The sequence below is a fragment of the Streptomyces sp. BBFR51 genome (assembly GCF_044591655.1).
In the GTDB taxonomy this organism is placed as follows: domain Bacteria; phylum Actinomycetota; class Actinomycetes; order Streptomycetales; family Streptomycetaceae; genus Streptomyces.
Genome location: NZ_CP172448.1, coordinates 3,215,628 through 3,238,155 on the forward strand (window position 1 = coordinate 3,215,628; position 22,528 = coordinate 3,238,155).

Annotated in this window: 21 protein-coding genes and 1 tRNA gene; 11 read left to right on the forward strand and 11 right to left on the reverse strand. The window is 72.2% G+C overall.

All coding sequences use genetic code 11. From position 1 onward, the window contains the following. Positions 1–47 precede the first annotated feature (47 nt). Positions 48–1,202 (reverse strand): SPFH domain-containing protein, encoded by a 1,155-nt coding sequence (locus ACGH7X_RS14565; protein ID WP_399885400.1) that lies wholly within the window; start codon positions 1,200–1,202, stop codon positions 48–50. A gap of 60 nt (positions 1,203–1,262) precedes the next feature. Continuing rightward, positions 1,263–2,303: a peptidoglycan-binding protein gene (locus ACGH7X_RS14570; RefSeq protein WP_399885402.1), complete on the reverse strand. Its 1,041-nt coding sequence runs from the start codon at positions 2,301–2,303 to the stop codon at positions 1,263–1,265. A gap of 185 nt (positions 2,304–2,488) precedes the next feature. Here ACGH7X_RS14570 and ACGH7X_RS14575 point away from each other — a divergent pair. The 3 genes from ACGH7X_RS14575 to ACGH7X_RS14585 all read left to right on the forward strand — a co-directional run bounded on the left by ACGH7X_RS14575 (position 2,489) and on the right by ACGH7X_RS14585 (position 6,814). Further along, positions 2,489–2,562, forward strand: a tRNA-Lys gene (locus tag ACGH7X_RS14575). Positions 2,563–2,855: 293 nt separating this feature from the next. Then, entirely contained in the window at positions 2,856–4,880 is a 2,025-nt protein-coding gene (locus tag ACGH7X_RS14580) for a glycosyltransferase family 2 protein (RefSeq protein WP_399885404.1), read from the forward strand. Continuing rightward, on the forward strand, positions 4,877–6,814 hold the full coding sequence (locus ACGH7X_RS14585; protein ID WP_399885407.1) for a galactose oxidase-like domain-containing protein: 1,938 nt from the start codon (positions 4,877–4,879) through the stop codon (positions 6,812–6,814). Before ACGH7X_RS14580 ends, ACGH7X_RS14585 begins: the two co-directional genes overlap by 4 nt. Positions 6,815–6,879: 65 nt before the next feature. Here ACGH7X_RS14585 and ACGH7X_RS14590 read toward each other — a convergent pair whose 3' ends face one another. The 3 genes from ACGH7X_RS14590 to ACGH7X_RS14600 form a co-directional block, all read right to left on the reverse strand. Next, positions 6,880–7,914, reverse strand: a complete 1,035-nt coding sequence (locus tag ACGH7X_RS14590) for a glycoside hydrolase family 6 protein (RefSeq protein WP_399885409.1) — start codon at positions 7,912–7,914, stop codon at positions 6,880–6,882. A gap of 91 nt (positions 7,915–8,005) precedes the next feature. Continuing rightward, entirely contained in the window at positions 8,006–8,683 is a 678-nt protein-coding gene (locus ACGH7X_RS14595; protein ID WP_399885411.1) for a class F sortase, read from the reverse strand. Between the two features lie 2 nt (positions 8,684–8,685). Continuing rightward, the gene (locus ACGH7X_RS14600) at positions 8,686–9,249 is read right to left on the reverse strand and encodes a hypothetical protein (RefSeq protein WP_399885413.1); all 564 of its coding nucleotides are present in this window, start codon (positions 9,247–9,249) and stop codon (positions 8,686–8,688) included. 195 nt (positions 9,250–9,444) lie between these two features. Here ACGH7X_RS14600 and ACGH7X_RS14605 point away from each other — a divergent pair, with 195 nt between their 5' ends. Then, positions 9,445–10,224 (forward strand): HAD-IIA family hydrolase, encoded by a 780-nt coding sequence (locus ACGH7X_RS14605; RefSeq protein WP_399885415.1) that lies wholly within the window; start codon positions 9,445–9,447, stop codon positions 10,222–10,224. 51 nt (positions 10,225–10,275) lie between these two features. Here ACGH7X_RS14605 and ACGH7X_RS14610 read toward each other — a convergent pair whose 3' ends face one another. Both ACGH7X_RS14610 and ACGH7X_RS14615 read right to left on the reverse strand, forming a co-directional pair. After that, complete coding sequence (locus ACGH7X_RS14610; RefSeq protein ID WP_399885417.1) at positions 10,276–11,082, reverse strand: hypothetical protein; 807 nt, start codon at positions 11,080–11,082, stop codon at positions 10,276–10,278. 632 nt (positions 11,083–11,714) lie between these two features. After that, positions 11,715–12,935, reverse strand: a complete 1,221-nt coding sequence (locus tag ACGH7X_RS14615) for an ROK family protein (RefSeq protein ID WP_399897022.1) — start codon at positions 12,933–12,935, stop codon at positions 11,715–11,717. Between the two features lie 162 nt (positions 12,936–13,097). On the opposite strand from ACGH7X_RS14615, the gene ACGH7X_RS14620 reads away from it, so the two are divergent. From ACGH7X_RS14620 to ACGH7X_RS14630, 3 genes are all read left to right on the forward strand, one after another. Next, positions 13,098–14,180: a Gfo/Idh/MocA family oxidoreductase gene (locus tag ACGH7X_RS14620; protein ID WP_399885419.1), complete on the forward strand. Its 1,083-nt coding sequence runs from the start codon at positions 13,098–13,100 to the stop codon at positions 14,178–14,180. Beyond that, positions 14,177–14,662: a heme-degrading domain-containing protein gene (locus tag ACGH7X_RS14625; RefSeq protein ID WP_399885421.1), complete on the forward strand. Its 486-nt coding sequence runs from the start codon at positions 14,177–14,179 to the stop codon at positions 14,660–14,662. The genes ACGH7X_RS14620 and ACGH7X_RS14625 overlap by 4 nt, the downstream gene beginning before the upstream one ends. A 106-nt stretch (positions 14,663–14,768) precedes the next feature. After that, positions 14,769–15,641, forward strand: a complete 873-nt coding sequence (locus ACGH7X_RS14630; RefSeq protein WP_399885423.1) for an LLM class F420-dependent oxidoreductase — start codon at positions 14,769–14,771, stop codon at positions 15,639–15,641. Between the two features lie 122 nt (positions 15,642–15,763). Here the strand turns inward: ACGH7X_RS14630 and ACGH7X_RS14635 are convergent, their stop codons facing one another. From ACGH7X_RS14635 to ACGH7X_RS14650, 4 genes are all read right to left on the reverse strand, one after another. After that, positions 15,764–16,621 (reverse strand): fumarylacetoacetate hydrolase family protein, encoded by an 858-nt coding sequence (locus ACGH7X_RS14635; protein WP_399885425.1) that lies wholly within the window; start codon positions 16,619–16,621, stop codon positions 15,764–15,766. Positions 16,622–16,768: 147 nt separating this feature from the next. Beyond that, a complete protein-coding gene (locus ACGH7X_RS14640) occupies positions 16,769–17,482 on the reverse strand; it encodes a YidC/Oxa1 family membrane protein insertase (protein ID WP_399885427.1) in 714 nt (237 codons plus the stop codon). Between the two features lie 121 nt (positions 17,483–17,603). Beyond that, complete coding sequence (locus tag ACGH7X_RS14645; protein ID WP_399885429.1) at positions 17,604–17,915, reverse strand: DUF6412 domain-containing protein; 312 nt, start codon at positions 17,913–17,915, stop codon at positions 17,604–17,606. Positions 17,916–18,046: 131 nt separating this feature from the next. After that, entirely contained in the window at positions 18,047–18,595 is a 549-nt protein-coding gene (locus ACGH7X_RS14650) for a winged helix-turn-helix transcriptional regulator (RefSeq protein WP_399885431.1), read from the reverse strand. Positions 18,596–18,727: 132 nt separating this feature from the next. Here ACGH7X_RS14650 and ACGH7X_RS14655 point away from each other — a divergent pair, with 132 nt between their 5' ends. The 4 genes from ACGH7X_RS14655 to ACGH7X_RS14670 all read left to right on the forward strand — a co-directional run bounded on the left by ACGH7X_RS14655 (position 18,728) and on the right by ACGH7X_RS14670 (position 22,524). Further along, the gene (locus ACGH7X_RS14655; protein ID WP_399885433.1) at positions 18,728–20,155 is read left to right on the forward strand and encodes an MFS transporter; all 1,428 of its coding nucleotides are present in this window, start codon (positions 18,728–18,730) and stop codon (positions 20,153–20,155) included. An 89-nt stretch (positions 20,156–20,244) separates the two neighbouring features. Then, on the forward strand, positions 20,245–21,267 hold the full coding sequence (locus tag ACGH7X_RS14660) for an SEC-C domain-containing protein (protein WP_399885435.1): 1,023 nt from the start codon (positions 20,245–20,247) through the stop codon (positions 21,265–21,267). Positions 21,268–21,433: 166 nt separating this feature from the next. Further along, positions 21,434–21,889, forward strand: a complete 456-nt coding sequence (locus ACGH7X_RS14665; RefSeq protein WP_399885437.1) for an SRPBCC domain-containing protein — start codon at positions 21,434–21,436, stop codon at positions 21,887–21,889. Positions 21,890–21,945: 56 nt separating this feature from the next. Continuing rightward, the gene (locus tag ACGH7X_RS14670; RefSeq protein ID WP_399885439.1) at positions 21,946–22,524 is read left to right on the forward strand and encodes a TetR/AcrR family transcriptional regulator; all 579 of its coding nucleotides are present in this window, start codon (positions 21,946–21,948) and stop codon (positions 22,522–22,524) included. Positions 22,525–22,528: the final 4 nt, after the last annotated feature.

The following is a 22,528-nucleotide window of genomic DNA, read 5'->3' on the forward strand; positions in this document are numbered from 1 at the left end:
GGAACGCGCTGTGGAGGAGCGGACCGGCACCGCCCACGCCGGACGGCTCAGGGCCCCGTGTCCCCCCGCCCCGCGCAGAACGCCACCGTCAGGTCCTTCACCAGCACCTTGCGCTCGTAGTCGTCCAGTTCGACCAGCCCGCGCATGGTCAGCCGGGTCACCGTGTCCTCCACCGAGTCCACGACCGAGGTGAGCACGCTCGCCCGCTGCGCCGCGTCCAGGGCGGCGATCCGGCGCCGGTGCATCGCGGCGGCGACCTCGGGGGCGTACTCCACCCGGACCGGCCGCACCGAGAAGACCTCGAGGCCGACCGGCGCCGCGTCCGCCGCCACCAGCCGGGTCAGCGTGTCGCCGGCCACGTCGGCCGAGCTGCGGACCGTACCGAGCGGCTCCACCGGGACCCGGGCCAGCGCCGCCTCGACGCACTCGCGCAGATACGTCTCGTGGTCCTCGACGCCCAGCGTGGCCCGCGCGGTGTCCCGCACCCGCCACACCACCAGCGTCACCGCGCGCAGCGCGACCCCGTTGCCGTCGGCCGCGGGCATCGGCTCGCTGCGCCAGTGCCGCAGCCGCACGTCGACCCGGCGGCGCAGCAGCAGCGGGTTCACCCACAGCAGGCCGGTGCGCCGCACCGTCCCCCGGTAGCGCCCGAACAGGCCGAGCACCCAGGCCCGTCCGGTCCGGCCCCGGGCCAGCCCGCCGAACCCGAACATCCCCAGCGCCCCGGCGGCCGCGTACGCCGCCCACTGCGCGGGCCCGAGCCCGGCGCCCGCGTACGCCGGCAGCCCCAGCGCCTGGGCCGCGAGCGGCGGTACTAGCCCGGCCCACCAGGAGGTGAGCGCGCATCCCGCCGTCCCGCACAGACCGGCGGCCACACCCGCCGCGCCGGGCAGTACCCGGGCCGGACGTTCCGTCAGCTCCGGGTCGACACTCGGCACCGGGCGCGGTCGCGCCGCGCCGGGGCGCCGCGTGGGGGGCCGCTCCCCGGGCCGCTCCCCGGGGCCCCGCCGGCGGGCGACGACCGCGGGCCGCAGCGGCACCGGCGCCGGGTCCGGGTCGTCGCGGAACAGCAGGTGGACGGGGATCTCGGTGGTGGCCTCGTTGTGGATGAGCCGGGCGGGCCGGGGACCGGCCTCCCCCGTCACGGGCTCGGCGGCGGCCGGCGCCGTGGTCTGAGGGTTCGTTGAAGATGTCGTACTCATGCGTGCTCCAGCCTCCGCGCCAGACGCGTCATGAACGGGTGATCACCTCGGTGCGGACGCTCACGAGAAGAGCCGCCGCCAGGTCTCCGGGCCCGGGTGGCCGTCGGCCGCGCCGCCGCGCCAGCCCTGGGCGCGCTGGAAGGCCTCGACGCCCCGCCGGTCCGCCTCGCCCCAGCGCGGACCCGGTCCCCTCGTGTAGTGCGTGCCGAATCCCTTCTTCACCAACTGCCCGCCGAGCCGGGTGACGTACGCGTTGTCGGCGCCCGGACGGAACATCGCCCGTCCGGGGTATCCGGCCACCCCGTGCGAGGCGGGGGCCCGGGCCGGCGCCCCGGCCGCGCCGCTCGCCGTGCCCGCCGCGACCCCCTTGTAGCGGTACGGCAGGTACTTGGCGGAGTCGCTCCAGTAGGCGTAGGGCGTGGCCAGCTCGCGGGCGCGCGGCGGGGTCTGCTCGTAGGCCGTGTAGGCGGTGTGCGTGGCGTCCGTCCAGCCGCCGAAAATCACCACGTGGGAGCCCTTCTGGGGGTCGGACGCATTGTGGAACAGCAGAATGTCGCCGGGCTGGAGTTCCTCCTTGGTGATGCGGTCGGCGAAACCCGCGAGGCTTCCGGTCCATTCGTTCGCGGGCAGCTTCCAGGCCATCGACACGAAGCCCGAGCAGTCCTGCCGGTAACCGTCGGACCAGTAGGCGGTCATGCTGTACGGGACCTTCGCGGTGACCCAGGTCCTGGCCCGCTCGATGATCTCCGTACGGGTGATCGTGGCCGTTTCCGCACCGGCCGGAGGCGCCCCGGGCAGGCCCGCCAGGCCGTACAGCGGGGCCCTGGGCCCCTGCGGGGTGTCGGGCACGTCAGCTGCGGTAACGCCCGGCCGAAGGGCGGCGTGGACGGCGGCCGGGACCGCTGCCGCCTGCCCCGCGCCGAGGGCGGAGGCGACGGTCGCGGACGCCGCCGCGGTGGCCGCGACCAGCGCCCGGCGGGCCGCCGGATGGGCGAGCGCGCGGCCGGCCGGGGCATGCGGCAGGACGCGCCGCCAGTGACGGCACCCGGGACATCCGCAGTCGCTCGCGGGGTCGATTTCCTCGAATACGGGAGTCTCCATGCGATTCCCCTCACACTCCCGTTGGAAATGTCCGCGACGGTGCACTTCGGTACATGTCGGTCAGCTTCTCAACTGCTCTCCGCACTCGCATGTTGACGGTCCGAATGATGTAACCGGCGGGGCCGGGCCCCGGGCGATGGTCCTGGGCACCGATCGGCATCGGGTAGAGTCGTGCAGGTCAGCAGGCGCCGCTAGCTCAGTTGGTTAGAGCAGCTGACTCTTAATCAGCGGGTCCGGGGTTCGAGTCCCTGGCGGCGCACCGACGGTCGAAGGCCCCTCGTAGCACACGAGGGGCCTTCGGCGTACCCGGTGCCCGGACACCTTGCGATCATGACGAACCCCGTAGAACCCTGGTCCGGTTGGGGGGCCGGGTGCCCGGGGGATGCCGAGGGGGGCATCATGCAACCGGGGGTCGCCGTTCCATGTCTATATAAGGTGTGGATGCCGTGGTGACAGTGACCCACCACTGTGACGTCTGTGACGGTCGAGGGGGACCAGTGCAGGCGAAGGAAGCGACGAAACACGCATGACCCGCGTGTGGGGGGATGACTCATGACGTCGACGCCGACGGGCGCCGGGCCAGACCACGACCCGTCCCAGACCACCCAGCTCAGGGTGCCCGGGCACCGGAACTGGAACACCGGTTCGTTCCGCCGGATAAAGAAGACCCTGCCGAAGTACGACTACGAGCACTACAGCCGGCTCGCGGGCCCCCTCACCCAGCCCGACCCGAACAAGCCGTACACGGTGCAGTACCGCTCGCTGATCTCGCAGGAACCGCACCGCTTCCGGGTCGCGCTGATGCTGGCCGCCGCCCCGCTGCTGTCGGTGGTGCTGCTGGTCTGGCTGCTCCAGCCCGAGCACTGGACCGAGCGCGACTACGTGGCCTTCTCCTGGCTGCCCGCGCTCGACATCGTGATGCTCGTCGCGATCGGCCTGATCGAGCTGTTCCGCTGCCTGAACGTGCTGTCGAACGCGCACGCCACCCTGGTCGCCCGCGACCCGGTCCCGGTGGTGCCCGAGACCGGCACCAAGGTCGCCTTCCTCACCTCCTTCGTGCCCGGCAAGGAACCGCTGGAGATGGTGACGAAGACCCTGGAGGCGGCCGTGAAGATCCGCCACCGCGGTCTGATGCACGTCTGGCTCCTCGACGAGGGCGACGACCCGGACGTGAAGGAGGTCTGCGCCCGCCTGGGAGTACACCACTTCTCCCGCAAGGGCGTCTCGAAGTGGAACCGGAAGAAGGGTCCGCACCGCGCCAAGACCAAGCACGGCAACTACAACGCCTGGCTCGATGCGCACGGCGACGACTACGACTTCTTCGCCTCCGTCGACACCGACCACGTGCCGCTGCCCAACTACCTGGAGCGGATGCTCGGCTTCTTCCGCGACCCGGACGTCGGCTTCGTCATCGGCCCGCAGGTCTACGGCAACTACGACAACCCGATCACCAAGGCCGCCGAGTCGCAGCAGTTCCTCTTCCACGCGCTGATCCAGCGCGCGGGCAACCGCTACGGCGGGCCGATGTTCGTGGGCACCTCCAACGCGGTGCGCATCAGGGCGCTCAAGCAGATCGGCGGTCTGTACGACTCGATCACCGAGGACATGGCGACCGGCTTCGAGATGCACCGCCACCGCAACCCGGCCACGGGCCGCAAGTGGCGCTCGGTGTACACCCCGGACGTGCTCGCGGTCGGCGAGGGCCCGAACGCCTGGACGGACTTCTTCACCCAGCAGATGCGCTGGTCGCGGGGGACGTACGAGACGATCCTCAAGCAGTACTGGAAGGGCTGGTACTCGCTTCCGCCGAGCAAGCTCTTCAACTACACGATGATGATCATCTTCTACCCGATGTCGGCCATGAACTGGATCCTGGCGGCCCTGAGCTGCTGCCTGTTCCTGGGCCTGGGCGCATCCGGCGTCAACATCGACCCGGCGGTCTGGCTGATGCTGTACGGCAACGCCTCCGCGCTCCAGATCGGCCTGTACGTCTGGAACCGCCGCCACAACGTCTCGCCGCACGAGCCCGAGGGCTCCGGCGGCGTGGCCGGCATGATCATGTCCGCGCTGTCGGCGCCGCTGTACGCGAAGGCACTCATCGACTCCGTGCTGCGCCGCAAGAGCAAGTTCGTGGTGACCCCGAAGGGCGACTCGGCCAGCCCGGACACCCTGTTCGGCACCTTCCGGTACCACTGGTACTTCATCGTCATCTTCGGCGGCTCGATCGCCGCCGGCTTCGTGTACGGCCACTCGCACCCCGCGATGATCATCTGGGCGACGTTCGCCCTGCTGATCACCGCGTCGCCGATGTTCGCCTGGCGCCACGAGCTGAGGAAGGCGAAGAAGCAACCGCCGGTCGCGGCGGCGGAGCCCGCCCCGCGGGTCCCGCCGCAGTATCCGGCGCCGGCGCCCGAGCAGCCGTACTCGCCGTACGGGCAGCAGGCGCCACATGCGCCGCACGCGCCGCACGCGCCGCAGCAGAAGCCCAGCTGGGCCGCCTCCGCCGACGGGGGCGACGACCAGACCATGCAGATCGCCCTCGGTGGACTCGGGGGACTTGGGGGACGTAAGGAATGAAAGACCGTGCCGGCCGCCGCCGCGCCCGTCGCTTCGCGATAGGTACGGCGGTGGTAGTCGCGCTGGCCGGGATGAACGGGCCGTGGCTCTACCGCTTCGGAACCGAGAAATACCACCAGTACAAGATCAACCAGCCGGAGTACAAGGCCGCCAACGGCAAGTGGGAGATCGTCGAGTTTCCCGAGGAGTACCGGCAGAACACCATCCACGCGGCGCTGCTGCGCACCGGCAAGGTGCTGCTCGTCGCGGGGTCGGGCAACAACCAGGACAACTTCGACGACAAGAAGTTCGACACCCGGATCTGGGACCCCGTCAAGGGGACCATCAAGAAGGTGCCGACACCCGCCGATCTGTTCTGCACCGGCCACACCCAGCTCGCCAACGGCAACCTGCTGATCGCGGGCGGCACCAAGCGGTACGAGAAGCTCAAGGGCGACGTCACCAAGGCCGGCGGCCTGATGATCGTCCACAACGAGAACCCGGACCAGCCGATCACCCTGCCCGCGGGCACCAAGTTCACCGGCAAGGAGAACGGCAAGACCTTCGTCTCCAAGGACCCGGTCCTGGTGCCCCGCGCCAAGAAGGTCTTCGACCCGCAGACCGGCGCGTTCGTGCGCAACGACCCGGGCCTCGGCCGGATCTACGTCGAGGCGCAGCAGAGCGGCACCAAGTACGAGACGGGTACGCAGGACAACTACCGGATCCAGGGCCTGTCGGGCACGGACGCGCGCAACACGTACGGCATCGCGCAGAAGCTCGCCCTCGACAAGAAGGACTTCCAGGGCATCCGGGACGCCTTCGAGTTCGACCCGGTCGCCGAGAAGTACATCAAGGTCGACCCGATGCACGAGGCCCGCTGGTACCCGACGCTCACCACCCTGAGCGACGGCAAGATCCTCAGCGTCTCCGGCCTCGACGACATCGGCCAGCTGGTCCCGGGCAAGAACGAGGTCTACGACCCGAAGACCAAGGAGTGGACCTACACCGACAAGGTCCGCCAGTTCCCGACGTACCCGGCGCTGTTCCTGATGCAGAACGGCAAGGTCTTCTACTCGGGTGCGAACGCGGGTTACGGACCCGACGACGTGGGCCGCACTCCGGGCATCTGGGACGTGGAGACCAACAAGTTCACCAAGGTCCCCGGCATGAGCGACGCCAACATGCTGGAGACGGCCAACACGGTGCTGCTGCCGCCGGCGCAGGACGAGAAGTACATGGTGATCGGCGGCGGCGGGGTCGGCGAGTCCAAGCTGTCCAGCGAGAAGACCCGGATCGCCGACCTCAAGGCGGACGACCCGAAGTTCGTCGACGGGCCGTCACTGGAGAAGGGCACGCGCTATCCGCAGGCCTCGATCCTGCCCGACGACAGCGTGCTGGTCTCCGGCGGCTCGGAGGACTACCGGGGCCGCGGCGCCTCCAACATCCTCCAGGCCCGGCTGTACCACCCGGACACGAACGAGTTCGAGCAGGTCGCCGACCCGCTGGTGGGCCGCAACTACCACTCCGGTTCGATCCTGCTGCCCGACGGACGCCTGATGTTCTTCGGCTCCGACTCGCTCTACGCCGACAAGGCCAACACCAAGCCGGGCGAGTTCGAGCAGCGCATCGAGATCTACACGCCGCCGTATCTGTACCGGGACTCCCGGCCCGATCTGTCGGGCGGCCCGCAGACCATCGAGCGCGGTGAGTCGGCCACGTTCACCTCGCGGGCGGCCTCGACGGTCAAGAAGGTGCGGCTGATCCGGCCGAGTGCGTCCACACATGTCACCGATGTGGATCAGCGGTCCGTCGCGCTGGACTTCAAGGCGGACGGGGACAAGCTGACGGTGACGGTGCCTCAGGGCAAGAACCTGGTGCAGTCGGGGTGGTACATGATGTTCGTGACGGACGGGGAGGGGACGCCTTCCAAGGCGGAGTGGGTCAAGGTGCCGTAGCGCTCCCGCGGCGGAGCCGCGTATGTCACAGTTCCCGCGCCCCTTCGGGACGCGGGAACTCGGCGTTATTCAGTTGCCTCGGCCAGCTTCGCGGCGTACTCCGGGTACCACTCGCCCGCCTTGGGACCGCCCTTGCACTCGCCGTCGGACTCTCCGGGGCGCTTGACCCAGAGGTAGGCGTCCACCAGCGGGTCCGACGTCTTGGTGGTCGGTGTCTCGCCCAGGGCGCGGCCCGGGGGGTTGCACCAGCGTTCGTCAGGGGTGCCCTCGGTGTAGGGGCCGTTGCCGTTGCGGCTGGTGTCGATGACGAAGTGCTTGCCGCCGACCTTGGCGGAGAGCTGCTTGCCGTAGGCGATGGAGTCCTTGGTCGTGTAGAAGTTCGAGACGTTGACCGAGAAGCCGTCGGCCTGGTCGATGCCGGCCCGCTTGAGCGGTTCGAAGATCTGGTCGGGGTGGCCCCAGCCGGCGTTGCCCGCGTCCAGGTAGACCTTGGTGTTCTCGAGGGCCGTGAGCTTCTCGACCGCGCCCTTGAGGAGGTCGTAGCGCTCCTCGTGGAACTCCTGGGGGGTGCAGCCGTCCACCAGGTGGAGCAGCGCGTCCGGTTCCAGGATGACGGTGGCGTCGCGGTCGCCGATGCCCTCGGCCACGCCGTCGACGAAGGAGCGGTAGGCGTCGCCGTCGGCGGCGCCGCCGCCGGAGTACTGGCCGCAGTCGCGGTGCGGGATGTTGTAGAGGACGAGCAGTGCGGTGCGGCCGGCCTCGTCGGCGGCCTCGGTGAAGCCGCGGGCCTGGTCCTCGGGGTTCTCCGGGGTGAGCCACTCGCCGGTCGGCTGCTGGGCGATCTTGCGGATCTGTTCCGCCTGGTCCTTCTTCCCCGCTTCGGTGAGCGACGCCATCTGCTGTGCCGCGTTGCCGTCGGGGTTGACCCAGAACGGGTCGGCCTCCTTGGGCTGTTGCGTGATCCCGGCGCCCGCGTTCTTGTCCTTGTCGTCCCCGTCCCCGGACGAGGAGCAGCCCGCGAGCAGCAGCGCCGCCCCCAGTGCCGCCGCGGACGCCGCTCGCCTCCCGGACAAGGTTCCGGCCGCCCTGCTGCCGTACATCCGACCCCCCTGGGTGCACTGTTCCAAGGCTCAATCCTGACATACGCCAGTGGCACCCAGATGGTTCCCTGACCGGGGCCCGGGTCGTGTGCTAGGGGGCGGTTCCGGTCAGGTAGGCGGAGACGACGACGTTGGCCGTGTAGCTGTTGGTGGTCTGGTCGAAGGTGCCGCCGCAGGTGATCAGGCGGAGTTCGGAGCGGTCCGTCTCGCGGGGTCCGTAGGCCTGCTGGGCGTCGAAGCCGTCGCGGGTGAGGACCTGGACGTCGTCGACGGTGAACTCGGCGGTGCCGGCGTCGTCGCGGACCACCCGGATCGTCTCGCCGGGTTCCAGGCTGCTGAGCTTGTAGAAGACGGCGGGCCGGGTCTCGGTGTCGACGTGGCCGACCATCAGGGCGGTCCCGGCCGCTCCCGGGGTGACGCCGGCCGCGTACCAGCCGACGGAGCCGGGCTGGTCGAAGGGCGGTGGTTCTATCGCGCCCTTGGTGTCGAGGCCGCGGGCCACGACGGGGGCCTCGATGCCGAGTTCGGGGACGTCGAGGCGTTGCGGGGTGGCGTCGTCGCCGAGGGGTGCGTGGGCCGGGGGCAGGGGTATGTCGGGGGGCCGGCCGGCCGCCGCCATGTCGCCGGTGGCGGGCCGGGATATGCCCTCGCGTACGTCGGTGGCCTCGCGGCCCCACAGCCACAGCCCGAGGAGCAGCACCATCCAGGCGATGCCGGTCACCAGGCGGCCGCCGGGGGCGGCGGTGTGTCGCTCGTCCTGTTCGGACATGGTCAGCCCGTCCCGCGGCTCCGGCTGCGGACGCTGCGCAGCGCGACGGCGACGGCGACGGCGGCGATGCCCGCGAGCACCAGGCCGGTCACGGTGTGCGCGGTGCCGGGAGGCTCGGAGCGGGCCTGCTCCCCGCTGTCGGCGGCCAGCCGCGCGGTGCCGCCGCCGCCCGCGTCGACGGGGGCCACGGGAGAGGCGGGGGCGGACGGCCGCGTGTCGGGGCGCCGCCTCTCGTCGACAGTGATGGTGCCCCTGCGGGCGTCGTCGCCGCACTTGACCTGCACGGCGTACGCACCGGCCCGCACGGTGGAGCGGACCTGGCTGGAGCCGACGAGGACGCCGTCCCCCGCGGCCAGGCTGAGCCGTACGTCCGACTCGAAGGCCGCGGACACGGCGACGGCCGTCTTCTCGGTGCAGTCGGGCACGCGGAGCGTGACGTCGGTGCCGGGGGCGGGCGAGGCGGGTGTCACGGAGACACCGCCGCCGTCCGCCGCGTAGGCCGCCGGCGCGCACAACGCGGCGGTCAGCGCGGCTCCGGCACAGAGTGTGACTTTCAGTGAGCCCATCGTGTACCTCCAGTTACCTGGAGACTCCCCCGCGGGCCCGGCCCCCGCATCCGCTGCGCGGGTCGTGCTGCTCCGAACGGGTTACGGCGACGGCCTGCGGGTTTCAGCGGCCGCCGGGGTGATCCGTGCGAACGTATGACTGCATAGCATGGGTCTCCCATGGCCCACGCACGCGCACGGCAGGAGTCCACCCCCATGACAGAGCGCAAGCCCATCGCATCGTGGCTCACCGACATGGACGGGGTGCTGATGCACGAGGGGGTCCCGGTTCCCGGTGCGGACGCCTTCATCAAGAAGCTGCGCGACTCGGGACGGCCGTTCCTGGTCCTCACCAACAATTCGATCTACACGGCCCGGGACCTGCACGCCCGCCTGAACCGGATCGGTCTCGAGGTGCCGGTCGAGAACATCTGGACCTCCGCCCTGGCCACGGCGTCCTTCCTGGACACCCAGCACCCCGGTGGCACCGCCTATGTCATCGGTGAGGCCGGTCTGACGACGGCACTGCACGACGCGGGCTACGTGATGACCGACACCGACCCCGATTTCGTGATCCTCGGGGAGACCCGGACCTACTCGTTCGAGGCGTTGACGAAGGCCATCCGCCTGATCAACAGCGGCGCCCGTTTCATCGCCACCAACCCGGACAACACCGGGCCGTCGCCGGAGGGTGCGCTGCCGGCGACGGGTTCCGTGGCCGCGCTGATCACGAAGGCCACGGGCAAGGAGCCGTACTTCGTCGGCAAGCCGAACCCGCTGATGATGCGGACGGGGCTGAACGTCATCGGTGCGCACTCGGAGTCCAGCGCCATGATCGGCGACCGGATGGACACCGACGTCCTGGCCGGTCTGGAGGCCGGGATGGAGACCTTCCTCGTGCTCACGGGGCTGACGACGCGCGACGACATCGACCGTTACCCGTACCGTCCGACCAAGGTCGTGGACTCCATCGCGGACCTGGTGGACCTCGTCTGAGGCGGCGCCCCGCGCGTCAATGGCGCCCCGCGCGTCAACGGCGTCAGTGCGTCAGCGGCGTCTGCGGGTCAGCAGTACGGCCGTGCCGCCCGCGGCGACGAGCAGCGCGGTGACCGCCAGGGCCGTGTCGAGGCGGCCCGATCCGGTGCCGGCGAGTTCGTCGGCGAAGGGGATGCCGGTGCCCTGGTCGTCCGGGGTGGCGGCGACGGAGGGGGTGGCCGGGTCGGTGTCCTGCGCGGTGGCCGACTCGTCCGCCGCCGCCGTGCCCGTACCGACGCGGAAGCGGTAGTCGTTCGACTGGCCGATCCACTCGCCGTCTCCGCCCCGGCGCTGGACCACGGCCGCGTTGGCGGTGACCTCGCCGGGTGCGGTGTTTGAGGTGAGCGCGAGCCGCACCTTCACGGTGAGGGTCCTGCCGGGGCCGACGGTGAAGCCGGGGAAGCCGTCGTCGAAGGCACCGATCAGTTCGTCGCGGTCGGTCTTCTCGAAGTCGACGGGGTGCGGGCGGTCGCCCTCGTAGAACTCCAGGCGGGGCTGCGACGGCTCCAGCGCCCGCGCCTCGTCGACGAGGACGACGACCGGGTGGATGCCCTCGCAGGTGCGGGAGGTGGTGTTGGTGAGGTCCAGGTACCAGGTGCCGTAGCCGCCGCCCGGGTCGTAGCCGGCGGGGCCGCCGTGGAGACGGGTCTCGAGGGGGAAGGTGTGGTCGTCCGGGGCCGTGCAGGCGGGCAACGGGTCGCGCGGGTCCGCGTGCGCGGGGGCGGCGGACGCGAATACGGCGGCCGACGCGCAGGCGCAGGCGGCGAGGAGCGCGGCTGCCGCCGCCGGAAGGGGGGACGTGGGCGTGAACAGTCGCATAAACACATGAGCATGTCGGAGACCCCACCCCAACAGCACCGCCGTTCGGGGCACGCCCCTCGAACGGCGGCGTCGCAGCCCTCGGACCGCGGTAGCGAAATCCTCGGCCAGACTGCGGCCGAGTCCTCAGTTCGGCCGTGGCGGCGTCCGTCCTCGACCGGACCACGACGCAGCCCATCGTCCTCGACCGCGGCGATGCCCCTGGTCCGGCCGCGGGACCGTCTCTGCTTCGGCCGCGGGGCCGTCTCCGGTCCGGCTGCGGGGCCGTCTCCGTTCCGGCCTCGGCAGCGTCTCCGGTCCGGCCGCGGGACCGTCACCCTTCCGGCCTCCGCAGCGTCTCCGGTCCGGCCTCGGCAGCGTCTCCGGTCCGGCCGCGGGACCGTCTCCCTTCCGGCCTCCGCAGCCTCTCCGGTCCGGCCGCGGGACCGTCTCCCTTCCGGCCTCCGCAGCCTCTCCGGTCCGGCCGCGGGACCGTCTCCCTTCCGGCCTCCGCAGCCTCTCCCGTCCGGCCACACGACCGTCACCCTTCCGGCCTCCGCAGCCTCTCCCGTCCGGCCACACGACCGTCACCCTTCCGGCCTCCGCAGCCTCTCCCGTCCGGCCTGCGCCCGGTCCGCACCCTGGCGGGGCGCTCAGCCGCCGTTCTCCCGGCCGAACAACGGCGCGAGGAGCAGTTGGGCCGCGCCCTCCGCGACCGCGCGCGTCCCGCCGGGCGCGATCCGTACCGGTACGGCGCCGTCGTGACCGCCCTCGCGCCGGGCGCGGGCGTCGAGGACCGCGCCGACCCCGTGCACGAAGGCCTCGGGCGCGGCGGCGACGGTACGGCCGCCCAGCAGCACCAGGTCGATGTCCAGCAGCCCGGCGAGGTTCGCGGCGCCCGCGCCGAGCACCCTCGCCGCCTCCCCGAGGTCCCCTCGGGCGACGGCGGCGAGACACAGGGCCTCTATGCAGCCGCGGGCGCCGCAGGTGCAGCGCGGCCCGTCCAGCTGGACGACCTGGTGCCCGAACTCCCCAGCGCCGGTCCTGGCCCCCCGGTGCACGCCGCCGCCGAAGACGAGGCCGGCGCCGAGTCCCGTACCGAGGTGCAGAAAGGCGAAGGAGCCGCCCTCGCCACCCCCTTCGCCCCCGACGGCGAGGCCGAGCGCCGCCGCGTTGGTGTCCTTGTCGACGACGACCGGCACGCCGAGCCGCCGCGCCAGCGCGTCCCGCAGGGGGAAGCCGTCCCACTCCGGAAAACCGGTGACCCGGTGCAGCACCCCCCGGACGTGATCGAGCGGCCCCGGAAGGGCGACGCCGAGACCGAGGAGGGTGGGGAGCGCGGCGAGGACCCGGTCCGGCGGGCGCGGTGGCGGACTCTCGCCGACGGGTGCCGACTGCGGGTCGTCGGCGGCGGGGGATCGCGGGTCGTCGTCGGCAGGCGCCCCCAGGCGTTCCGACGCAAGTGCCTCCGCCGCCCGCGCCACCTCCTCCACGACGGTCTCCGCCCCCGCGCCGAGGTCCAGCGCCGCGCGCCGCTCCCCCACCACGGTGCCGTCGAGGTCGACCAGCACGGCCCTCAGCTCGTCCCGGTCCAGGTGGACGCCGAGCGCGTGGCCCGCATCGGGGACCAGGCGCAGTACCGTGCGCGGCTTGCCGCCGGTGGACGCGCGGCGTCCGGCCTCGGCGGCGAGGCCCTTGCCCCGCAGCCGGGCGGTGATCTTGCTGACCGCCTGGGGGGTGAGCCCGGTGCGCTCGGCGAGTTCCAGCCGGCTGATGCCCTCGGCACCGGCGGTGCGCAACAGGTCGAGCACCAGGGCGGTGTTGTGGCTGCGCAGGGCGAGGAGGTTGGCGCCGCCGCCCACCGCGCCCCGCATGCCGCCACCACCGCTGCCACCGCTGCCACTGCCACCGCTGGCGCCGACGCCGCCACCGGCGACACCCGCACCGGTCCCCGTACCTCCGCCGTGCGTCCTGTTCACACCCCCCATTGTCTCCGGCGCTTGCACTTTGGCAACACCGTTGCGAAAGTAGGAGGCATGACTGGTACTCCTCCCGGCAATCCCCCTCTGCGCGTCGGCCTGGTCGGCTACGGCCTCGCGGGCTCCGTCTTCCACGCCCCGCTGATCACCGCCACCGAGGGCCTGGCCCTGGACACGGTCGTCACCTCGAACCCGGAGCGGCAGCAGCAGGCCCGCGCCGAGTTCCCGGACGTACGGACCGTCGCCACCCCCGACGAGCTGTTCGACCGGGCCGGCGAGCTGGACCTGATCGTCGTCGCGTCCCCGAACAAGACGCACGTACCGCTCGCGACGCGGGCCCTGGAGGCCGGTCTGCCGGTCGTGGTGGACAAGCCGGTGGCCGGGACCGCGGCCGAGGCACGGGAGCTGGCGGCGCTGGCCGAGGAGCGCGGCCTGCTGCTGTCCGTCTTCCAGAACCGCCGCTGGGACAACGACTTCCTCACCCTCCGCAAGCTGCTCGCCGAGGACGCGCTGGGCGACGTGTGGCGCTTCGAGTCCCGCTTCGAGCGCTGGCGGCCGAAGCCGAAGGGCGGCTGGCGCGAGTCCGGCGACCCGGCAGAGATCGGAGGTCTCCTGTACGACCTCGGCAGCCACGTCGTCGACCAGGCCCTGGTCCTCTTCGGCCCGGTCACGCAGGTGTACGCCGAGTCCGTCGTACGGCGTGCGGGCGCGGAGGCGGACGACGACACGTTCATCGCGCTCACGCACGCGAACGGCGTCCGCTCCCACCTCTACGTGTCCTCCACCGCCGCCCAGCTCGGCCCCCGTTTCCGGGTGCTGGGCTCGAAGGCCGGGTACGTCAAGCACGGCCTCGATCCCCAGGAGGCGGCGCTGCGCGAGGGCAAGCGGCCGGGCCCCGGCTGGGGCGAGGAGGACGAGTCGCTGTGGGGCCGGCTCGGCTCCGGTGAGTCCCCGCTGACCGGCGGCGGACACGTGGAGGCGACCGTCGCGGGCGACTACCCCGTGTACTACGCGGCGGTGGCGAAGGCCCTGCGCGAGGGCGGCCCGAGCCCGGTGGACGCCGGGGAGGCGGCCGCCGCACTGGACGTACTGGAGGCGGCCCGCCGTTCGGCCCGCGACGGATCGGTGGTGACGCTGTGAGCGCCACGCACCCCGAGACCCCCGCACCGACCGTCGCCGAGCTGGAGGAGCAGGAACGCCGCCTGGTCTTCCGCCGGTTCACGAACGACGACGCGTGGGCGCTGGGCGCCCTCCTGGTGGAGCTGGCCCGGGAGCGTCAGGCCCCCGTCGCCATCGACATCCACCGCGCCGGCCGGCAGCTCTTCCGCGCCGCGCTGCCCGGCTCGACCCCCGACAACGACGCCTGGATCGACCGCAAGCGCCGGGTGGTGGAGCGGTACGGTTCGGCGTCGTACCTGGTCGGCTCGCGCTTCCGGGCCAAGGGCACGACCTTCGAGGAGTCCTCGCGGCTCGACCCCGACGGCTACGCGGCCCACGGCGGCTCCTTCCCGGTCACCGTCGCCGACGTCGGTGTGATCGGCGCGGTGACGGTGTCGGGTCTGCCGCAGGTGGAGGACCACCGGCTCGTGGTGGAGGCACTGGAGCGGTTCCTCGGCGAGTAGCCCGTACGGCCCCGGGCCGGGTACTCGGGGAATCGCCGGTGGGTACCTGTGGTGGGCAGGCAGGTACCCAGGAAGATCACGATGCTCACCGGAGGGATCGGAACCGATGAACGACGCGACGGCTTCCCTGAAGGAATCGCTCGGACGATACGGCGTCTGGAATTCGGCCCTGCGCGCCGAGGACCCCGAGCGTGAGAGTGAACGGGCCGAGGCCGCCGCCGAGTTGGAGCAGCTGGGCTACGGTGCCCTGTGGCTCGGCGGCAACAGCGCCGCCCGGCACGCCGCCCCGCTGATCGGGGCGACCTCGCGGATCGTGGTCGGCACCAGCATCCAGAGCATCTGGGAGCACCGGGCCGCCGAGGCCGCGGCGGGCTTCGCCGAGCTGGAGGTCTCCCACCCGGGCCGCTTCGTGCTCGGCCTCGGCGTGAGCCACGGCCCGCGGGTGGAGGGCTACAGCCGCCCGTACTCGACGATGGTCGGCTACCTCGACGAGCTGGACCGGGCCGGGATGCCCTCGGGCCACCGGGTGCTGGCCGCGCTCGGCCCGAAGATGCTGGACCTGTCCCGGGACCGGGCGGCGGGCGCCATCCCGTACCTGGTCACGCCCGAGCACACCGCGCAGGCCCGCGAGCGGCTCGGCGAGGGCCCGCTGCTGGCCCCGGAGTTCAAGGTCGTCCTCGACGCCGACCCGTCCCGCGCCCGCGCGACGGCCCGCGCCTACCTCGCCATGTACCTGAAGCTGCCGAACTACACGAAGAACTTCCTCAACCTCGGCTTCACCGACGCCGACGTCACCGGTGGCGGCAGCGACCGCCTCATCGACGCGGTCTTCGCCTGGGGCGACGAGACCACGATCCGCACCCGCATCGAAGCCTTCCACGACGCGGGCGCCGACCACGTGGCCCTCCAGGTGGTGGAAGACGACATGACCCGCCTCCCGAGGGAGGGCTGGCGCACCCTCGCCTCGCTTCTGGCGTAAGGGAGGACGCCCCTGAAAGGGGCGCGGGGCTGTGACATGTGCGGCTCCGCCGCGTGGGCGCGATCAACCACGACGCACGCGCGGCCGCCGATCGACCCCACGCCCCACGCCCCACCCCCCCCTTAGGCGTCCTTCAACTCCTGCCGCTGCCGCCCCAGCCCTTCGACCTCCAGCTCCACCACATCCCCCGCCCGCAGATACGGCTTCGGCTCGGGCTGCCCCATCGCCACCCCCGCCGGCGTCCCGGTGTTGATGACGTCACCGGGACGCAGCACCATGAACTGGCTGACGTACCGCACGACCTCCCCCACGGGGAAGATCTGCTCCGCGGTCGTCCCGTCCTGCTTCAGCTCGCCGTTGACCCACAGCCGCAGCGAGAGCCGCTGCGGGTCGGGTACCTCGTCGGCGGTGACCAGCCACGGGCCCAGCGGGTTGAACGTCTCGCAGTTCTTGCCCTTGTCCCAGGTCCCGCCGCGCTCGATCTGGAACTCCCGCTCGGACACGTCGTGCGCGACCGCGTACCCGGCGACGCACGCGAGCCCCTCCTCGGCCGACTCCAGGTAGCGGGCCGTACGTCCGATCACGACGGCCAGCTCCACCTCCCAGTCGGTCTTGGCGGAGCCGCGCGGCACGAGCACGGTGTCGTGCGGCCCGACCACCGTGTCCGGCGCCTTGAAGAAGACGACGGGCTCGGCGGGCGGCTCGGCCCCGGTCTCGCGGGCGTGGTCGTGGTAGTTCAGCCCGATGCACACGATCTTGCCGATGCGCCCCACCGGCGGTCCGACGCGCAGTCCGGCGCCGTCCAGGGCGGGCAGCTCACCGGTCTCGGCGGCGGACCGTATCCGGCCGAGCGCACTCGCGTCGGCGAGCAGCGCTCCGTCGATGTCCGTCACGACGCCCGACAGGTCTCGCAGGGTCCCGTCGGCGTCGAGCAGCGCGGGCCGCTCCGACCCCGCCGTACCGACTCGCAACAGCTTCATGATCCCCAACTCCTCGATCGCGGGCAGCCCGCCCGATGAGGTGGCGACCTGGATGCGGCAGTGACGCGACAACCATCGGAGGACTGGTCGATCGTCCAAGTTCGGGGTCCACTCCGCAATACCCCGTTCACGTACTGGACCGTAGCCTCACCGGTACAGGACGGCCCGTTCCACGGCGCTCCACGTCGTACTGGTGACGACGTACAGCGCGGCGGCCAGCGGCACCACGGCCACGGTGACGAGCGTGAAGAAGGACATGAACGGCATGACCTTGCTGATCGCGCCCAGTCCCGGCACCTGCTGCCCGTCGTCGGCGGGCAGCACCGGGCGGTCGGCCATCGTCCGCTTGGTCAGCCGGTAGCTGAAGAGGGCCACCCCGGCGACGAGCACGAACAGCGCGGCGTACACGAGCCCCGCGCCCCCGACCGGCCCTGCGTCGCCGAGCGCGTCGGCCCAGCGCCCGCCGAGCGGGGCGGCGAGGAGCCGGTGCGAGAGCAGCGCGTTGGCCTCGCCGCCGATCGATGAGCTGGAGAAGAGGTGGTAGAGGAGGAAGAAGGCGGGGATCTGGCACAGGCTGGGCAGGCAGCCCGACAGCGGCGACACCTTTTCCTCGGCGTGCAGTTCGAGTACCGCGCGCTGGAGTTTCTCGGGGTTCTTGGCGTGCTTGCGGCGCAGTTCGGCGATCCGCGGCTGGAGTTCGGTGCGCGCCTTCTGCCCGCGGGCGGCGGCCCGGGACAGGGGGTGTACGAGGAGCCGTACGAGGGCGGTGAACAGGACGATGGCGGCGGCCGCGGCCGAGGCGCCGAACAGCGGCTGGAGCAGGTCGGCGAGTCGCTCGACCAGGCTGGCGAAAACGGACATGAGTGGGTGAGCCCTCCGGGGGTCTCGTCGTGCCGGGTGAGGTGAGGCCGGTGAACGGCGGCATGACGACACACCCCGCGCAGGGGGTGGCTTCGGAGGTGACTTCTGGTGAAGCGGTGCCCTACGCGGTGGTCGCCGGGAGGGCGTGTCCGGGCGCTCGGGGCCGGCGGCGGCCGGGGGCGTCGGGATCGCGTTGGGGCAGGAAGGCGGTACGCAGGTCCCGGTCCCTGATGGCCGTACGCACCCGGGTGCGCGGCACGGCGGGCGCGCAGCGCGCGGCGATGACGGCGCAGACGGCGAGCGCGGAACCGACCGCGGCGGTCGCGGCGAGCGCGACGGTGGCGGAGAGGCTGCCGACGTCGACGAGCGCGACGGGGAGGAAGACGAGCAGGAGGATGAGCAGGGGGCGCAGGACGGCCCGGTTCCGGGTCATCGACCGTCCCCCTCTCCCTCGTACACGCGTTTGCCCCAGTTATACAGGACGTGGTTGTACGGGGACTTGGCTGTACGGGGACTCGGCTGTACGGGGGACTCGGCTGTACGGGCCTCGGTGCGCGGCCGGCCCTATGCGGGATCGGCCGCCGACGGCTGCGGCGCGGTCTCGAGCGGCTGGAGCAGCCGGCGCGGTCCGAGCAGCGCACGGCTGACGGGATCGGCCGGGTCGGGGTCGAGTCCGGGACCCGGCTTCATGTGGATGTCGCGGACGGCCACGACGGTTCCGCAGGCCGGGCAGGCGCCGTACGGGCTGAGTTCGGTGTCGCAGTCGGCGTGCCAGAAGGTGCGCATCGGCTCCCCGCCGAGGTGCTCGCGCCCCCAGATGCCGAGCGCCCGCAGGGCGGGCCACAGGGCGATGCCGCGGTCGGTGAGGACGTACTCGTCACGGGGCGGCGCCTCCTGGTACCTGCGCCTCTCCAGGATCCCCTCGACGGTGAGCGTCTGGAGGCGGTTGGCCAGGACGGCGCGCGGGATGCCGAGGTGGACGAGGAAGTCCTTGTAGCGCCGGACGCCGTAGAGCGCGTCGCGGATCACCAGCAGCGTCCACCTCTCGCCGACGACCTCGAGCGCGCGGGCGATCGAGCACTCCTGCGTCACGTAGTCCTTGCCCAGTGCCATGACGTCCACTGTAGCCACTTTGCGAAGGGTTGGTTCACTCATCGAACTGGGGTGCTAGATTGAACCCCCGCAAGTCAGTTCATTGACCGAACCCATACCCATACCCATTTGCACGGGAGAGGGCGAACAGCCATGACCGAAACCGGCACGGACCCCTTGCACACCGCCGCAATCCCGAACGCACCGGACGCACCGGGCTCCCGTCCCGACCCCGACCCGGACCGGGCCTCGCCCCCGCACCCCGGCCGCACCCTCGCCCTGACCAGCGCCGCGACCGCCGTAGCCCTGATGACGTACACCGCGCCGATGGTCACGCTGCCCGAAACGGCCGCCGACCTGCACACCCCGCTCTCCGCCCAGGCCTGGCTGCTGAACGGCACCCCGCTGGGCCTGGCCGCCCTGCTCCTGGTGGCCGGCAGCCTGGCCGACGACTACGGGCGCCGCCGGATCTTCGTCTCCGGCACGCTGGCCCTCGGCGTCACCACCGTGCTGGGCGCGTTCGCGTCCACGACGTGGCTGTTCACGCTGGCCCGCATCGCGCAGGGCGCGGCGAGCGCGGCGCTGCTGGCCAGCAGCCTCGGCCTGCTCGTGCACGCCTTCCCGACGCCCGCCGGACGGCTGCGCGCGACCGGCGTGTGGGGCGCCTTCGTGAGCGGCGGGATAGCCGTGGGCCCGCTGCTCGTCGGGGCGATCCCCGACTGGCGGATGTCGTACGGCGTGCTCGGCGCGGCCGCGCTGGTGGTGGCGGGCCTGGGCGCGCGGGCCCTTTCGGAGTCGCGCTCCCCGCGGGCCGGCCGGCCGGACCTCGCCGGCGCGTTGACGTTCGGACCGGCGCTGGTCGCGCTGGTGGCGGCGCTGACGCTGGGGCGGGACGGGTGGCTGCGGGCGCCGGTGGGGCTGCTGCTGGCGGCGACCGTACTGCTGGTCGGTCTGTTCGTGCTGCTGGAGCGCCGCGCGGCCACCCCGATGATCGACCTGTCCCTGCTGCGCAGCCCGCGCTTCCTGGCCTCCTCCGCGGGCGGCCTGTTCACGGGCCTCGCGGTGATCGGCCTCTTCAGCTTCCTGCCGACGGTGTTGCAGCGGGCGCTCGGCATGTCCCCGATGGAGACGGCCCTGCTCTCCCTGCTCTGGGCCGGTCTCGCCTTCGCGGTGGCCCTCCAGGCCCGCCGCCTCGCCCACCGTGTCTCCCCGCGCCACCAACTGGCCGTCGGTTTCGCCCTGCACGCGGTCGGCGTGCTGACCATGCTCGGTGCGGTCGGCGCGGGTTCCTGGGTCCGCCTGCTGCCCGGCCTGGCCGTGGCCGGCGTCGGCAGCGGCCTGCTGAACGCCGCGCTGCCGCTGCTCGCGGTGGAGTCGGTACCGGCGGCCCGGGCGGCGATGGGCTCGGGCGCGCAGCAGACGTTCCGCTACATCGGCTCGTGCGCCGGGGTCGCGCTGACGATCGCGATCGCGACGTCGGCGAGTGGTCCGGGGGCGGGCGTGGACGTGGCGCTGTGGGTGTCGGCGGGGCTGGCCGTGGCGGCGGGAGTGCTGGTGGGGGCGCTGCGGGAGCGGCACTGAGCCCCCGGGAGCCGTGACGGGGCCGTTCCCGGGGCCCCTGGCCCGCGGATGGCTGACCCTCGTCACCTCACGGCAGTACGGTGTCCCCCATGCGCCCCGACACGCCCGCCGAAAACGTCGACCACACCGCCGAAGCGGCCCGCCTGGAACGAACCGCCGGCCTCTATCCCGAGGACTCCGAGGCCCTGCTGCTACGCGCCGCGGCCCACCTGGAACTGTCCGGCGACCGCCCCGCCGCGACCACGCTCTACGACCGCCTGCTGTCCTCCGCCACCGGATCCCCCGGGCTGGAGAACCCGTCCCTGGTGCGCGCCCTGAAGGCGTCGAACCTCTGGGAGTACGACCACGAGGCGGAGGCCCGGGCGATCATCGACGGTGTCCGTGCGGCGTCGCCGCGCGACCCCGCCCCGTGGGTGATCGTGGCCGAGGCCCTGGAGTCCCACGACGAGCTGGAGGCGGCGCACGAGACGTTCACGGAGGGCGCCCGCCTGCTCCTGACGGACGTGCCGGAACCCCCGTACCCGACGCACCCCCTCCTCTACGGCCGCCACCGGGTCCGCCGGATGCTGGGCCTGGCCCACGACGAGTGGGACACCCTGGCCGACACGCTCCACACCCTGCCGGTCTCCCTGGACGAGCTGCACGACCCCAAGCGCGTCTGGTCCCTCGGTTCGGACAACCCGGCTGACCTGGAGGCGGAGATCTCCCGCCTGCGCGCCGAGCTGGGCGCGTACCGCCAGGCCCTCTCCCGCCCCTTCCCGGTGGCGATGCTCCACTGGCCGGCCGACGAACTGGCGGAGCTGCTCCAGGCGTATCCGCCGCTGGCCGCCGAATACCCCTCGTACGAGGAGCACTTGGCGACCATAGAGGCGGCACTGCGCGAGCTGGCGTCCTCGGGCACGCCGAACCTGGGCGTGGTCCCGGGCACGGTCCCCTCCTACGAGGCCTTCGCGGCGTCGGAGGGCGCGTCCCCGGCCGACCCGGCCCTGCTGCCGCAGTACGCGACGACCCTCGCGGCCCGGGGGCGTGCGGTGGCGTGGCCGCCGCAGCGCGGGGCGGCGTGCTGGTGCGGCTCGCAGCGGGCGTACGGGGAGTGCCACGGCCGGGAATAGCCGGGAATAGCCGGGAACGGCCCGGACCGGCCGGGAAGAGCCGGGAACACCGTCGCGGCGGACCGATGAGTTCCCGCCCCGGCGGACGTCTACAGGTGCAAGAGCCTTACGAACCAACGAAGAGCGCGCGGCGTCGAGCCACGCCGATCCGAGGAGACAGGACGACATGAGCACCGAGCAGACCACCGCGGCGGAGAACGGCTTCTCCTACACCCTGACCCGCACCCTGGACGCCCCCGCGGCGCGGGTCTGGCAGGCCTGGACCGCCCCCGACCAGTACGCCCAGTGGGCCTACGCGATCCCCGGCTCCGTCGAGATGGACGTCCGCCCGGGCGGCCTCTGGAAGGCCACGATGCGTACCCCGGAAGGCGCGGAGTTCCCCCTGACCGGCTCCTACATCGAGGTCTCCGAACCCCGCCTCCTGACCATCGGCATGGACGTCCCGGGCCGCCCGGAACCGTCGAGGATGGGCGTGGAACTCACGGAGGAGGGCCCCCGCAACACCGTGATCGTCCTCAGCCAGACCTGTGACACGGCGGAGGAACGGGACATGGCGGAGCAGGGCAGCGGAATGCTGCTGGACGGCCTGACGGCGTTCCTGGCGGACGGAGCGAAGAGCTGACCGCCCGCCGCATTCCATTCTTGACTTCGAAGTACAGAATGGGTTAGCGTTCAGTCATGGCAAGACCCAAGGAGTTCGACCCGGAGATCGCCGTCGACCAGGCCATGGAGGTGTTCTGGCGCAAGGGATACGCGTCCACCACACCCCAGGACCTGGTCGACGCGCTCTCCATCGGGAAGGGAAGCCTCTACAACACCTTCGGCAGCAAGCGGGGACTCTTCCTGCGGGCGCTGCGGCGATACCGCGACACCCAGACCGCCGCACTGGTGGAGGCCCTGGAGCAGCCCGGCCCCGTCAAGGAGCGCCTCCGCACCACCCTGACGGCTCTCGCCGAGATGGACATGGCCGACCCGGACCAGCGCGGCTGCCTCGCGGTGAACTCCGCGACGGAACTGGCGAGGACCGACCAGGAGGCGACCGAACTCGCCCGCCGCATGCTCGACATCACCGAGGACGCCTTCCGGGCACTGATCGCGGAAGGGCAGCGGGCGGGCGAGATCTCCCCGGAGCGCGACCCGGCCGCCCTGGCGAGCCTGTTGATGAACACGGTCGTCGGGATGCGCGTCGTGGCACGCGTGTCCGAGGGAGCGGACCGGCTCACGCGCGTGATCGACGCGACGATCGACTCCCTGTGACCTG